This window comes from Polaromonas sp. AET17H-212, assembly GCF_002379085.1.
In the GTDB taxonomy this organism is placed as follows: Bacteria; Pseudomonadota; Gammaproteobacteria; order Burkholderiales; family Burkholderiaceae_C; genus Polaromonas.
In genome coordinates, this window is the sequence record NZ_NBZW01000009.1 from 11,609 (window position 1) to 25,602 (window position 13,994).

The 13,994-nt window shown below is 64.1% G+C and carries 11 protein-coding genes; 4 read left to right on the plus strand and 7 right to left on the minus strand.

The window, feature by feature from the left end; all coding sequences use genetic code 11:
* Window positions 1-212: 212 nt before the first annotated feature.
* The 7 genes from B7G53_RS09150 to B7G53_RS09180 form a co-directional block, all read right to left on the minus strand.
* A complete protein-coding gene (locus B7G53_RS09150) occupies window positions 213-1,481 on the minus strand; it encodes an acetyl-CoA hydrolase/transferase family protein (RefSeq protein ID WP_096666833.1) in 1,269 nt (422 codons plus the stop codon).
* Window positions 1,478-2,362 (minus strand): HpcH/HpaI aldolase/citrate lyase family protein, encoded by an 885-nt coding sequence (locus tag B7G53_RS09155; RefSeq protein ID WP_096666835.1) that lies wholly within the window; start codon window positions 2,360-2,362, stop codon window positions 1,478-1,480. The genes B7G53_RS09150 and B7G53_RS09155 overlap by 4 nt, the downstream gene beginning before the upstream one ends.
* A gap of 18 nt (window positions 2,363-2,380) precedes the next feature.
* Window positions 2,381-3,493: a nitronate monooxygenase gene (locus B7G53_RS09160; RefSeq protein ID WP_096666837.1), complete on the minus strand. Its 1,113-nt coding sequence runs from the start codon at window positions 3,491-3,493 to the stop codon at window positions 2,381-2,383.
* Window positions 3,490-4,794: an MBL fold metallo-hydrolase gene (locus tag B7G53_RS09165; RefSeq protein ID WP_096666839.1), complete on the minus strand. Its 1,305-nt coding sequence runs from the start codon at window positions 4,792-4,794 to the stop codon at window positions 3,490-3,492. Before B7G53_RS09165 ends, B7G53_RS09160 begins: the two co-directional genes overlap by 4 nt.
* A 204-nt stretch (window positions 4,795-4,998) precedes the next feature.
* The gene (locus B7G53_RS09170) at window positions 4,999-5,937 is read right to left on the minus strand and encodes an electron transfer flavoprotein subunit alpha/FixB family protein (protein ID WP_096666841.1); all 939 of its coding nucleotides are present in this window, start codon (window positions 5,935-5,937) and stop codon (window positions 4,999-5,001) included.
* The gene (locus B7G53_RS09175) at window positions 5,937-6,686 is read right to left on the minus strand and encodes an electron transfer flavoprotein subunit beta/FixA family protein (protein ID WP_096666843.1); all 750 of its coding nucleotides are present in this window, start codon (window positions 6,684-6,686) and stop codon (window positions 5,937-5,939) included. Before B7G53_RS09175 ends, B7G53_RS09170 begins: the two co-directional genes overlap by 1 nt.
* A 291-nt stretch (window positions 6,687-6,977) precedes the next feature.
* A complete protein-coding gene (locus B7G53_RS09180; RefSeq protein ID WP_096666845.1) occupies window positions 6,978-7,577 on the minus strand; it encodes a TetR/AcrR family transcriptional regulator in 600 nt (199 codons plus the stop codon).
* 145 nt (window positions 7,578-7,722) lie between these two features.
* Here B7G53_RS09180 and B7G53_RS09185 point away from each other — a divergent pair, with 145 nt between their 5' ends.
* The 4 genes from B7G53_RS09185 to B7G53_RS09200 all read left to right on the plus strand — a co-directional run bounded on the left by B7G53_RS09185 (window position 7,723) and on the right by B7G53_RS09200 (window position 13,987).
* On the plus strand, window positions 7,723-8,859 hold the full coding sequence (locus tag B7G53_RS09185; protein WP_096666847.1) for an acyl-CoA dehydrogenase family protein: 1,137 nt from the start codon (window positions 7,723-7,725) through the stop codon (window positions 8,857-8,859).
* 70 nt (window positions 8,860-8,929) lie between these two features.
* Entirely contained in the window at window positions 8,930-10,138 is a 1,209-nt protein-coding gene (locus tag B7G53_RS09190) for an acetyl-CoA C-acetyltransferase (RefSeq protein WP_096666849.1), read from the plus strand.
* 45 nt (window positions 10,139-10,183) lie between these two features.
* Window positions 10,184-12,316 carry a 3-hydroxyacyl-CoA dehydrogenase NAD-binding domain-containing protein gene (locus B7G53_RS09195; protein WP_096666850.1) on the plus strand — a complete coding sequence of 711 codons (2,133 nt, stop codon included), beginning with the start codon at window positions 10,184-10,186 and terminating at the stop codon, window positions 12,314-12,316.
* Window positions 12,317-12,367: 51 nt separating this feature from the next.
* Window positions 12,368-13,987 carry an acyl-CoA carboxylase subunit beta gene (locus B7G53_RS09200; RefSeq protein ID WP_096666852.1) on the plus strand — a complete coding sequence of 540 codons (1,620 nt, stop codon included), beginning with the start codon at window positions 12,368-12,370 and terminating at the stop codon, window positions 13,985-13,987.
* The last annotated feature ends 7 nt before the right edge of the window (window positions 13,988-13,994 follow it).

Here is a 13,994-nt window from a genome sequence, read left to right on the forward strand (position 1 = left end):
GCGTTCACCCATTCGGTGAGTCTCCCAGATCAACGTAACCGCGCGCCAGCGTTGAGGAAACCGCTTCAGGTGGAGCGTCAATCGCTGCGTTTAAGATGAAAGAAGAAAGTGGCTATTCATCGGCTCACAGCAAGCCGGTGAACCTGCCGCCAAGCTGAGTTGTCCCTTCCCCCCCGCCCTGTCTCCAACTGATCGCTGACCAGGAAGTCTCGTCAGAGTCCGTAGAACTCGTGCGCCTGGCGTTCGAGCGCTTCGCGGTGCTGAGGCGCCGCGAGGTCGATCATGGCCTTGACGCGGTGGCGCAAGGGCATCCCCCGCAGGCGCACGGCACCATGTTCGGTGGCCACCACATCGACGTCGCTGCGCGCGGTCGTCACGGGGCCACTCAACCGCGCAACGATCTTCGGCAGCGTGCCGCCCTTCGCAGCGCTCGGCAGCGCGATGATCGATGCGCCACCCGGCGAACGGCCCGCAGCACGCACGAAATCGACCTGGCCGCCGACCGCACCGATGTAGTCGCCGTTCACGCTCTCGGCGTTGACCTGGCCAGTCAAATCGACCTCAAGCGCGGAGTTGATCGACACGTAGCGCGAGAGGCGCGACAGCACCGCACCGGCATGCGTGTAGTCGATTGAGCAGACTCGAACGGCCGGATTGCGATGGACGAAGCGGTAGAGCCGGTCATCGGTGCCGAACAGCACGCCGGTTACGCTGACGCCGACGTCCATCTCCTTGAACGCATTGGTGACGGCGCCGCATTCGACCAGGTCAACGAGCGAATCACCGACCATGCCCGAGTGCACGCCAAGGTCGCGGCGGTTCGAGAGCATCGCGATGACGGCCTCGGGAATCGAACCGTAGCCGACCTGCAGCGTGGCGCGGTCTGGGATGTAGGCATCGACGTGGGCGGCGATGCGGCGCTCGAGATCACCGATCGGCGCGGACGGCAATTGAATTGGTGCGCGACGTGTCTCGACCAGCACGTCGATGTCGCTGGCGACCAGCACCCCGTCGCACAGCGATTGCGGCACGAGGTGGTTCATCTCGGCGATCACTACGCGCGCCTTGTCGACGGCGGCGCGCGTGTAGTCAGCCGCGAGCCCCAGGCTGTAGCGGCCCTGCTCGTCGGGCGGGCTGACCTGCACCAGTGCAACGTCGCACCCGATTTCACCGCCTGCAATGAACTCGTTCACTTGCGAAACGTGGCACGTCATGACGTCAAGCACGCCCGCCTTGACGAGGCGGCGGTTCGTGCCCACACCCCCGAGGCCGCGAAGCTCGATGCCGTCGCACTGCGCGGGATCGAAAGTGTCGGAGAACATCACGCCCAAAAAAACGCGCACGCCACCGAGCTCGCGTCGCTGGCGCACCAGCGCCTCGGTGAGGGTCAGCGGCTCGGCCGTGCCTTGTCCCATCACGATGGCATCGCCGGGGCGGATGAATTCGCACAGGTCGAGCTGCGCCGGGTCAATGCGGATCATGCCGAGGCTCCCGCGTCCAGGCGCTCGGCGAGCGCAACGATGCGCTGTGCGCGCTTGAGCAAAGGTCCGTCGATCATCTTGCCTTCGAAGTCGATCGTGCCGATGCCCTTGGCCGTGGCGTCGGCATAGCGCGCGATAAGCCGGCGCGCGTAGTCCACGTCGCTCGCGCTTGGACGAAACACGCGGTTCGCCACATCAAGCTGCCGCGGCAGCAGGCATATCTTGCCGTCATAGCCCATGCTGCGCCCGGTCTGCGCATCCTGCTCGAAGTGGTTGTCGTCCCGGATCTCCACCACCGCCTGGTCAATGGCAACGATGCGCGCCGCCTTGGCATGCAGCAGCACCTGCGACCTGGCGTACAGCACTTCCATCGATTCTTTCGTGCGACGGGCGCCAAGCTCGCTGGCGAGGTCTTCCGCGCCAAAGTACACCGCAGCCAGTTGCGGATGCGCGCGGCACAGCGCGGCGGCGTTCGCCACACCGTTAATCGACTCCAGCCCGCCAACGATAAAGCGCGGTTCGCGCCGCGGCCTGTCACGCTCGATGCGTCGCAGCCAGTGCAGCGCCGGGTAGAGTTGTTCGATGGTCTCGAGCTTCGGAATCACGATGCCGTCGGCGTCGGTTTGCCACGCGGCGGTGAGGTCGTCAAGGTAGTGGTCAGACTCCGGCTCGTTGACGCGGATCGTCAGCGTACCAGGAAGCTCGCTGCGGCGCAGGTCGGAAACCAGCGCATGAAGACCGGAACGCGCGGCCGCTTTTTCAGCAGGTGGCGTGCCGTCCTCAAGATCGATGACATAACAGTCTGCGCGAAAGCGCGGGAACTTTGCGACCAGGTCGGCGCGGTTCGCCGGCGCGAAGAAAAGGCTTCGAATGGTGTGCATGGGGGGCTTTCTCCAGTTTCAGTTGAGTAGTTCATCGAGCCGTTCCTTGGACTCGATCAATTCGAGCAGCATCTCGTGCACGACGTTGCGCACCGAGGTCTCGCCGGTCATGTCACCGACGATCTGCCCGACCGGGTAAGTGAGGAATTCCTTCGCCCGCACGCGTTCTACTCTGGTGCGGCCCTGGCCCCACCAGAGTAGCGCCTGCAGCGGCGCGGGCAGCGTGTCGGGTGCACCTGGCTTTTCCCACGCATCGGTGAACGTGCTGCGCAGCGTTCGGCACGGCTTGCCGGTCACCGAGCGGGTCAACACCGCGTCGTCGGATTGCGCCTCGAACATCTTCTGCTTGATCTCGGGCGTAACCTCGCTCTCGACCGTCTTCAGCCACACCGACCCGCACCAGACGCCTTCGCATCCCAGGGCCAGCGCGGCCGCCATCTGCCGGCCGCGGCCAACGCCACCGGCGCCGAGTACCGGCATCGGCGCGACGGCGTCCACCACGCGTGGCCACAGTACCATCGAGGTGGTGGTGCCTGTGTGACCGCCGGCTTCAGTGCCGACGGCGATCACGAAGTCGCAGCCGACCTCCTTGTGGCGCAGTGCATGCTTCGGCGCACCCGCCATGGCGGCCACCTTGATGCCGCGGGCATGAGCACGTTCCACCAGTTCCCTCGATGGCGAGCCAAGCGCGTTCACGATCAGCTTGATTGGGTGTTCTAGCGCGATGTCGATCATGCGCGCGCTCTCTTCCGGCGTGAACGTGAACTCGTTGACCATCGCCTTCATGATCTGCTCGGCATCGGCTGCCGGCAAAGGCGGGATACCGGCGTTGTCGAGCATGTTCTTGACAAAATCGCGTTGCGCCTGTGGAAACAACCGCTCGGGGTCGAACTTGCGATCGCCCAGCGCTTCAAAGCTGGCCGGATTGAGGATATCGATGCCATAGGGCTTGCCATCGATATGCTCATCGATCCATTTCAGTTCTTCATGCACCCGCTCCGGACTCATGCGGGCCATACCCAGCACCCCCAGTCCTCCAGCCTTCGAGACTTCGACGACGACGTCGCGGCAATGAGAAAAAGCGAAGATCGGGACCTCGATCCCAAACATCTCGCAGAGGCGGTTTTTCATCTTGTCTCCTTATGGGGGGGTGCCGTCACCAGGAAGCCTCGGCGCGGTGCCAGCCATTCGATATGTTGTTCAGCGAGCCATTCCCGTGGCACCGTTTGTGCGCCAACGAACAACATTTTTTCCTGCACAAGCAGGTAGCTTATGCTGTTGGCCGTCGGGCCGGGTAGAGCGCGCAGCGTGATGCCGGGTACGGCCTCATTGTTCTGCTGAGGACCTCGCACTTGCGCGCCGGTGCGGGCCTGCAGTTGTGCCGCACTTTCGACCTGTTCGGCATCGCCATCGGTGAGGAAAATCCAGCGGATTGGACCCGGGGCAACAGCGATAACGGCGTCGAGATGGCCTTCGTCCTGGGGCCCGGGGTCGATCACTGCCCATTCGTTGTTGCCGATGTCGATCAGGTAGCTGTGGCTGCCCGACCGACCGACGCTGAGTCGAAACACGCCATGTGACAAGCGCACCGGCACGCCGAGTCGTATCTCGCACCATGCATCGCCCCGGCCTTCGGGGTCGAGTCGGCCTACCTCAGCCCATGCCGGGTGATTTGGAAGGACTGGGTTGAGGCCGGCAAAGGTGGTTGCCAGACGTGGCAGCACGCACGTAACCTGCCGCGGTGAACGAGCCCAATTCAATAAGGCACTTGTGTTCGCAAAAGTTCCGATCTGCTCGATCATCGCCCGCGTCGGTGCCATCAGTCGACGGGTGTTCTCAGCCGACAAAGCCATCAAGGGCGTTAGCCAAACTTGTTCGACAGTCTCAAAATCATCATGCATAGACGACTGACCATCGGGCAGAATGGCCAGGAAGAATCGGGTGTCGAAGCGTTTGGCACGCCCCTTTGGCGTTAACCAATGGCCGATGTAGAACAAGCGATCCGCTGAGAGACCTAGCGCAAAGTCACGGCAGAAATCGATAAATTCATAATCACCGCTGTTTAGTCGACCGCGCAATGCCGACAGCCGCTCCCCGAATTTTCTATGGAGGTTAACGACCTGACCGCCTTCGTCTACCGCGAACAGCAAGCCCGCTTCTTCGAAGCACTCCCGTATTGCAGCTACGTAGTAATCCAGCCCGCCAGCTTCAACGCCGAGGCGAGCACTGGCTTGGACGTCGTCAAGGCCGATGCAAACTTCGTGGCTGCGATGATCTGCCGAGTCGATCAGACCTCCAGGGAAGACCCAAGCTCCGCTGTTGTGGTCGCCCTTATCGGCACGGCGCAGCAGCAATACCTCAGGTCCGCTCGACGCATCACGCACCACAACGAGGGTCGCCGCAACCCGTAGATTGACACTATCGGTCTTCATGACTCTTATTTGTTGTTCACATACATGGATTAATAGTCTCTGATGGTGATCTTTATGTCAAGTCAGGGAAAACCCTTGTGCGGTTACCTTGCATACCGGCAAGCAAATCGGTTCAGTCGCATTAACAGACAGGCCGCGAGGGTGTCGCGCTAGCCACTGATGATCGTGATTCTGGCGGGGGCGAACGCGGTCTGCGACACCCTGCTACAGAGCAGCCACCAGTTCCGGCACGGCCGTGAACAGATCGGCCACCAGACCATAGTCGGCCACCTGAAAGATCGGCGCTTCGGCGTCCTTGTTGATGGCGACGATTACCTTGCTGTCCTTCATGCCGGCCAGGTGCTGGATGGCGCCCGAGATGCCGACCGCCACGTACAACTGGGGCGCCACGATCTTGCCGGTCTGGCCGACCTGGTAGTCGTTGGGCGCGTAGCCGGCGTCGACGGCGGCGCGCGAGGCGCCGATCGCCGCGCCGAGCTTGTCGGCCAGCGGCTCCAGCACGGTATGAAACTTGTCGGCCGCGCCCAGTCCGCGTCCGCCCGACACGATGACCGATGCGGCGGCGAGTTCCGGGCGCTCCAGCTTCACCACCTCACGTCCGACCAGGGTGGTCAAGCCGAGATCGGCGCCCGCGTCCAGCGCCTCGACCGCTGCCGTGCCGCCCGCACCGACCGGGTCGAAGGCGGTGGTGCGAATGCTCAGCACCTTGATGGCATCCTTCGATTGCACGCGGGCCAGCGCGTTGCCGGCATAGAACGGGCGCAAGAAGGTGTCGGGCGACTCGATGGCGATCACGTCCGACACCTGGGAGGCGTCCAGCAAGGCCGCCACGCGCGGCAGCACGTTCTTGCCAAAGGCTGTCGCCGGCGCCAGTACATGGGTATAGCCGGCATCGGCGCGCACGCGTGACTGCACCAGCGCGGCCAGGTTCTCGGCCAGATGGGCCTCGTAGTGCGCCGCGTCGGCGTGCAGCACCTTGGCTACGCCCGCGACCGCTGCAGCAGCCTGGGCAACGGCAGCGCAATTGCGACCCGCCACCAGCACATGAATGTCGCCGCCGATGCGCGTGGCGGCAGCAATCGTGTTCAGCGTTGCCGCTTTGAGTACGGTGTTGTCGTGTTCCGCAATGATCAGGGTTGTCATCAGATCACCTTCGCTTCTTCTTTGAGTCGTTTGACGAGTTCGGCCGTGTCGGCTACCTTGATGCCGGCCTTGCGCGTCGGCGGCTCGCTGACGTGCAGGGTCACGGTGCGCGGCGCGATGTCGATGCCGAGCTCGGCCGCCTTGATTACCTCCATCGGCTTTTTCTTGGCCTTCATGATATTGGGCAGCGTGATGAAGCGCGGCTCGTTCAGGCGCAGGTCGGTCGTGATCACGGCCGGCAGCTTCATGGCCAGGGTTTCCAGGCCGCCGTCGATCTCGCGCGTGATGGTGGCGGTGTCGCCGCTGATCTGCACCCTGGAGGCGAAGCTGGCCTGGGCCCAGCCCATCAGCGCGCCAAACATCTGGCCGGTCTGGCCGGCGTCGTCATCAATGGCCTGCTTGCCGAAGATGGCGAACTGCACGCCTTCTTTGGTGGCCACGTGCTGCATCAGTTTGGCCACCGCCAGCGGTTCGAGCCCGGCGTCGGCTTCGATCAGCACGGCGCGATCGGCGCCGATGGCCATCGCACTGCGCAGCGTCTCCTGGCAAGCGCTTGGGCCGCAGGACACGACGATCACTTCCGAGGCGACACCGGCCTCCCTGAGACGGACTGCTTCTTCGCAGGCGATCTCGTCGAACGGGTTCATGGACAACTTCTGGTTCGCGAGATCGACTCCCGAACCGTCGGACTTGACGCGGGCCTTGACGTTGTAGTCCAGCACCCGCTTGACGGCGACCAATATCTTCACTTCATCTCCATGTGATTAAAAAATAGGCAACTCAAAAATGGTAAGAACGGAGCAAATCCGGTCCGCTTAACCCGAATGGCACTTACTTAAGCCAAAAAGGCTGTCATCCCGGCCTTGAGCCGGGATCCATGCCACATGTTCCACCGCACAGGCCCGCGAGGCATGGATTGCGGGTCAAGCCCGCAATGACAACTTCAGGCGTCATCCACGTTTCCGTTTGTCATCCCGGCTCAACGCCGGGGACAGGTTTCTCGGTATTCGCGCCTTAAGTAAGTGCCATTCCGCTTAACCCTAGCTCACTCCCGATGCGGCCACACGAGGAAACAGCATCGTGTACATGCGCTGCGCCAGCGCGTCAACGTCCAGGCGCCCGCCTGGCCGGTACCACTGCGCCGTCCAATTGAGGGCACCGAGCACCGTCTGGCGCACCAGCACGACATCGGCGTCGACCAGGCCCAGAGTCGCGGCCTCGTTGATCGGCTCCATCCACAAGGCCTCGTAGGCGTCGCGCGATGCCATCACCCGGGTCTGCGCGTCCGGCGACAGGCTGCGCCACTCGTAGAGCAGCACGGTCATGGCGTCGAGCCGCGGACCGAGCAAGGCCTTCAGGTGGCTGCGCACCATCGACAACAGCCGCTCGGGCAGCCGGGGCTGGCCGGCCAGCCCGTCGCGCACCGACTGCATGATGTCGCGAACGCCCTCCTCCATGATCGCCACCAGCAACTCCTCCTTGGTGGCGAAGTGATAGAAGAGCGAGCCCGAAGTCATGCCCATGGCCTGGGCAATCTCGCGCACCGAAGTGCGCTCGAAGCCCTGGCGCCGGAACCGGCTCGCCGCGGTCGCCAGGATCGCATCTCTGCGCGGGAGTGGGTTGCTTCGCTGCTCTATCATGCCATATACTATACCATCTAACAAGCGTTTGGTTGATGGCTTTGTCCATCGCGTGTTGGGCGCTTCCGGCGCCTTCCCGCGTGGACGAGCGACTCTTCGCGGCCGTCGGCCATGCCAGTGTCAATCGGACTTCAAGGACAGACCCATGCTCAACCGCACCATCTTCGGTGAAGAACACGAACTCTTCCGGGACCAGGCCCGCCGCTTTCTGGAAGAAGAAGTCATCCCCCATCACGCCGGCTGGGAAACCGATGGCATCGTGCCGCGCGCCGTCTGGCGCAAGGCCGGCGCCGCGGGCTTGCTGTGTCCAGCCATTCCCGAAGCCTACGGCGGCGGTGGCGGCACGCGCCTGCACAGTGCCGTGCTGATTGAAGAAGTCTCGCGCGCCGGCACGAGCGGGCTCGGCTTCGGCCTGCACTCCGACATCGTGGCGCCCTACATCCTGGCCTACGGCACCGAGGAGCAAAAGCGCAGCTGGCTGCCGAAGATGGCCACCGGCGAGGTGATTGGCGCCATCGCCATGACCGAGCCGGGCGCGGGCAGCGACCTGCAAAACGTGCGCACCAGTGCGGTCCGTGACGGGGACCAACTGGTGATCAATGGTCAAAAGACCTTCATCACCAACGGCCAAAACGCCGACCTGGTGATCGTTGTCGTCAAGACCGACCCGACGCAAGGCGCCAAGGGCACCTCGCTGGTGCTGGTCGAGACCGATCGTCCCGGTTTCACGCGCGGGCGCAACCTCGAAAAGATCGGCATGAAGGCGCAGGACACCTCGGAACTCTTCTTCGACGACGTGCGCGTGCCGGTCAGCAACATCCTTGGCGGCGAGGGCAAGGGCTTTTTCCTGCTGATGCAGGAACTGGCCTGGGAGCGCATGCAGATCGCCATCGGCGCGGTGGCGGGCGCCGAGGCCGCGCTCGAATGGACGCTGGCCTACACCAAGGATCGCAAGGCCTTCGGCCAGCGCGTGATTGACTTCCAGCACAACCGCTTCAAGCTCGCCGAAATGAAGACCGAGGTGCAGATCGCACAGGTCTTTGTCGACCGCCTGCTCGGCCTGCTGATGGACGGTCAGCTTGATGCTGCCACCGCCGCGATGGCCAAGTACTGGACCACCGACCTGCACTGCAAGGTGATCGACCAATGCCTGCAGATGTTCGGCGGCTTCGGCTACATGTGGGAGTACCCGATTGCCCGCGCCTATGCGGATGCGCGCGTCGCGCGCATCTACGGTGGCGCCAACGAAATCATGAAGGAAATCATCAGCCGTACGCTGTAGCACCCGCCGCCAGCCGCTTTTCGCCCTCTTGCCTATCGCTTCCACAGATTCAAAAAGAAGGAAACCCACCATGACCGACGCATTCATTTACGACGCCGTGCGCACGCCGCGCGGCAAGGGCCGCAGCTCGGGTGCGCTGCACGGCACCACGCCCATCAGCTTGGCCATCACGGCGCTGCAGGCACTGCGCGACCGCAACACCCTGGACACCGCCTTCGTGGACGACATCATCCTCGGCTGCGTCGAACCCGCCGGCGAGCAAGGCGCCGACATCGCGCGCGTTGCGGCCATCGCCGCCGGGTACCACGAGAGCGTGGCCGGCGTGCAGGTCAATCGCTTTTGCGCCTCGGGGCTCGAGGCCTGCAACATGGCCGCCGCCAAAGTGATGTCGGGCCAGTCGCCACTGGTCATCGGCGGCGGCGTGGAGAGCATGAGCCGTGTGCCCATGGGCACCAGCGGCGGCGCCTGGGCGATTGACCCAGCAGTGGCGATTCCGACCTATTTCGTGCCGCAGGGCATTTCGGCCGACCTGATTGCCACCCTATACGGCCACAGCCGCAGCGACGTCGACAGCTACGCGGTCGAAAGCCAGCGCCGCGCTGCGCTCGCCTGGGCCGAGGGCCGCTTCGCCAAGTCGATCGTTCCAGTCAAGGACGTGAGCGGTTGCCTCGTACTTGAGCGCGACGAACACATGCGCGCCGAAACCACGCTGGAGTCGCTGGCCAAGCTGGAGCCTGCGTTCAAGGTGCAGGGCGAAAAATACGGTTTCGACGCGGTGGCCATCCAGCGTTATCCGGAGCTGGAGCGCATGGTGCACGTGCACCACGCTGGCAATTCGTCGGGCATTGTTGACGGTGCGGCTGCGGTGCTGATCGGCAACGCCGAGGTCGGTAAACAGCTGGGCCTGAAAGCCCGTGCCCGCATCCGCTCGTTCGCCTCCATCGGCAGCGAGCCCACCATCATGCTGACCGGCCCCTCCTACTCGGCGGAAAAGGCGCTCAAGCTCGCCGGCATGAAGGCCAGCGACATCGACCTCTATGAATTGAACGAAGCCTTCGCCTCGGTCGTGCTGCGTTTCATGGAAGTGATGAAGGTCTCGCACGACAAGATGAACGTCAACGGCGGGGCCATCGCGATGGGGCACCCCCTGGGCGCGACCGGCGCCATGATTCTGGGCACCCTGCTCGACGAACTCGAGCGGCGCAACCTGTCCACCGGCCTGATCACGCTGTGCGTGGGCGCCGGCATGGGCACCGCCACCATCATCGAGCGCGTCTGAAGCCCCGGCACGACGCGAACCTCATCACAGACCTGGACCACCACCATGACGATTGACTACAAGCTTGATGCCGACGGCATCGCCACCATCACTTGGGCCATGCAGGACGTGCCCATGAACGTCCTCAACCAACAATCGATTCCTGCCTTCGCCGACGCCGTGAAGCGTGCCCAGGCGGATTCCGCCGTCAAGGGCGTGATCGTCACCTCGGCGAAGGCGGACTTCATTGCCGGCGCTGACCTCAACATGGTGCTGGCGCTCCAAGATGCCGCTGGCATGCTGGATTTTGTGTCGTCGTTACACAGTCTGCTGCGCGGCATCGAAACGGGCGGCAAGCCATACGTGGCGGCCATGAATGGCACAGCGCTGGGCGGCGGCTATGAAATTGCGCTGGCCTGCCATCGGCGCATCGCCGCCGACAATCCCAAAGCACTCATCGGGCTGCCCGAAGTCACGCTCGGCTTGCTACCAGGCGGGGGTGGCACGCAAAGGCTGCCACGCGTGATCGGCGTGCGCAACGCCCTGCCCTTCCTGCTGGAAGGTAAGAAACTCGCACCCAAAAAGGCACTGGAAGCCGGCCTGGTTGACGAGGTCGTCCCGGCCGATGAATTGCTCTCTCGTGCCAAGGAGTGGTTACTCGGCGACGGTGCCAAGAACGCCACCAGGCCATGGGACCAGAAGGGTTTCAAACTTCCCGGAGGCGCTGTGCAAAGCCCCGCCGGCTACGAAACCTTCACCGCAGGCAACGCCATGCTGCGCGCCAAAACCTTTGGCAACTATCCCGCACCTGAGGCGATCTTGAACTGCGTCTACAACGGCTGCCAGGTCGACATCGACACCGGCTGCAAAGTCGAAATGCGTGAATTCGCGAAGCTGGCGACGGGGGTCGAATCCAAGAACATGATCCGCTCGCTGTTCTTCGGCATCACCGCCGCCAGCAAGCTGGCCTCGCGGCCTAAGGGCGTGCCCAAGGCCAGCTACCGCAAGGTCGGCATTCTGGGGGCCGGCATGATGGGCGCGGGCATTGCCTTCGCCGCCGCGGAGGGCGGCATGGACGTGGTGCTGCTCGACAGCAGCACCGACGGCGCGGCCAGGGGCAAGGCCTACAGCGAAGGCCTGTGGAACAAACGCGTTGGGGCCAAGCGCCTGACCGAGGCCGAGCGTGATGCCAAGCTCGCGCTGATCAAACCGACCACCGACTTTGCCGACCTGGCAGGCTGTGACATCGTGGTCGAAGCGGTGTTTGAAGACCGTGCCATCAAGGCCGACGTGACGCGCAAGGCCGAAGCGGTGATTGCCAGCAGCGCCATCTTCGCCTCCAATACCTCCACCCTGCCGATCAGCGGGCTGGCCGAGGCCTCGGCGCGTCCGGCCAACTTCATCGGCCTGCATTTCTTCTCGCCAGTCGACAAGATGCCGCTGGTCGAGATCATTCGCGGCCAGGCTACCAGTGACGAATGCCTGGCCCGCGCCATGGACTTCGTCAAGGCGATCCGCAAAACGCCCATCGTCGTCAATGACAGCCGCGGCTTCTACACCAGCCGCGTGTTCTCCACCTACGTCGGCGAAGGCCTGGCGCTGCTGGCCGAAGGCGTGAAGCCGGCCCTGATCGACAACGCCGGGCGCATGACCGGCATGCCGGTGGGGCCGCTGGCGCTGGCCGACGAAGTCTCGCTCGAACTGATGGCGCGCATCCGCAAACAAACCGCCGCCGACCTCGGCGCGGCCTACCAGCGCAGCGCCATCGACGACGTTTGCGACCGCATGGTGGACAAATTGGGGCGGCTGGGTAAAAAGACCGGCCAGGGCTTCTACGACTACCCGCAAGACGGCCCCAAGCAGCTCTGGCCGGGCCTGGCGCAGGAGTTCCCGCTGTCAGCCACGCAACCCACAGTCGAAGAGGTCAAGCAGCGCCTGATGTTCATCCAGTCGCTTGAGACCGCACGCTGCCTCGAAGAGAAAGTTCTGCTGGCACCGATCGATGCTGATGTCGGCGCGATCCTGGGCTGGGGCTTCCCAGCCTACCTGGGTGGCCCGATCGGCCAGATCCACAGCCTGGGGGTGTCCGCCTTTGTCAAAGCCTGCGAGAGCCTGGCAGAGCGGCACGGTGCGCGCTTCGCGCCGCCGCAACTGCTGCGCCGCATGGCCGACCATGGTGAGCGTTTTTACGACCTGTAAGCAGGCCTGTTACCACATTCGTTCACTGCGACCTTTCAGCGAGAACCGCCCATGCCCGCCATTCAAAGTCAAGTCGACCCGCAGTCAGAGAGCTTCCAGCGCGAGCGCGCACAGATGCTCGCGCTGATCGACAGTTTCCGCACGCTCGAAGACCGTGTGCGCAACACGTCGAACAGCCAGGAAGCCAAGTTCCGCGCCCGCAAACAGCTGCTGCCGCGCGAGCGCATCGCGCTGCTGCTCGACCGCGGCTCGCCGTGGCTGGAGTTCTCGACCCTGGCCGGTTTCAGGATGCACGACGACGACGGCGAGAAGAACGTGCTGGGGGGCGGGATCATCTGCGGCATCGGGGTGGTGTCGGGCATCCGCTGCGTGGTGATCGCGTCGGACAGCGCGATCAAGGGCGGCACCATCACGCCGATGGGCCTGCGCAAGAGCCTGCGCGCCGAAGCCATCGCACTGGAGAACAAACTGCCGGTGGTGCGACTGGTCGAGTCCGGCGGCGCCAACCTGATGCATGTGGGCGAGGTGTTCATTGACGGCGGCCGCGGCTTCGCCAACCAGGCACGGCTATCGGCCAGGGGCATTCCGCAGGTCTGCGTGATGCACGGCCACTCGACCGCCGGCGGCGCCTACCTGCCGGGCATGTCCGACTATGTGATCATGGTGCGCGGCCGCGCCAAGGCTTTCCTGGCCGGCCCGCCCTTGCTCAAGGCCGCCACCGGCGAGATCGCCACCGGCGAAGAGCTGGGCGGCGCCGAGATGCACTGCTCGATGTCGGGCGTGGCCGAGTACCTGGCCGAGGACGATGCCGACGGCATCCGCATCGCACGCGACATCCTGGCGCGGCTGCCGTGGAACGACCGCTTGCCGATGCGAGCGGTGAAGACCTGGAAAGAGCCGCGTTATCCGGTCGAGCAACTGGCGGGCGTGGTGCCGGTTGACTTCCGCCAGCCCTACGACATGCGCGAAGTGCTGGCGCGGGTGATCGACGACTCCGACTTCCTCGAATTCAAATCGCTGTACGGCTCCAGTACCGTGTGCGGCCATGGCGCCATCGAGGGACACCCTTGCGGCTTCATCGGCAACAACGGGCCCATCGATCCGCAAGGCGCCACCAAGGCGACCCAGTTCATCCAACTGTGCTGCCAGTCTGGCACCCCGATCGTCTATCTGCAGAACACCACCGGCTTCATGGTCGGCAAGGACGTCGAACAGGTCGGCATGATCAAGCACGGCGCCAAGATGATCCAGGCCGTGGCCAATGCCACCGTGCCGCAGATCACCGTGATGACCGGCGCCTCCTTCGGCGCCGGCAACTACGGCATGTGCGGCCGCGCCTACGACCCGCGCTTCATGTTCGCCTGGCCCAACGCGCGGGTGGCGGTGATGGGCGGCGAACAGGCCGCCACCGTGATGCGCATCGTGACCGAGGAAAAAATGGCCAAGACCGGACAGGAACCATCGGCCGAAACCATGGCCACCATGAAGAGCGAGATCCTGGCGCGTTTTGACCTCGAATCGCATTCGCTGTTTGCCACCGCGCGCCTGTGGGACGACGGCATCATCGACCCGCGCGACACCCGCCGCGCGCTCGCCACCACCCTGGCGGTGTGTCGCGAAGCCGGGTTGCGGCCTCTGAACTCGAACACCTTTGGCGTGGCACGGATGTGAGAACCCT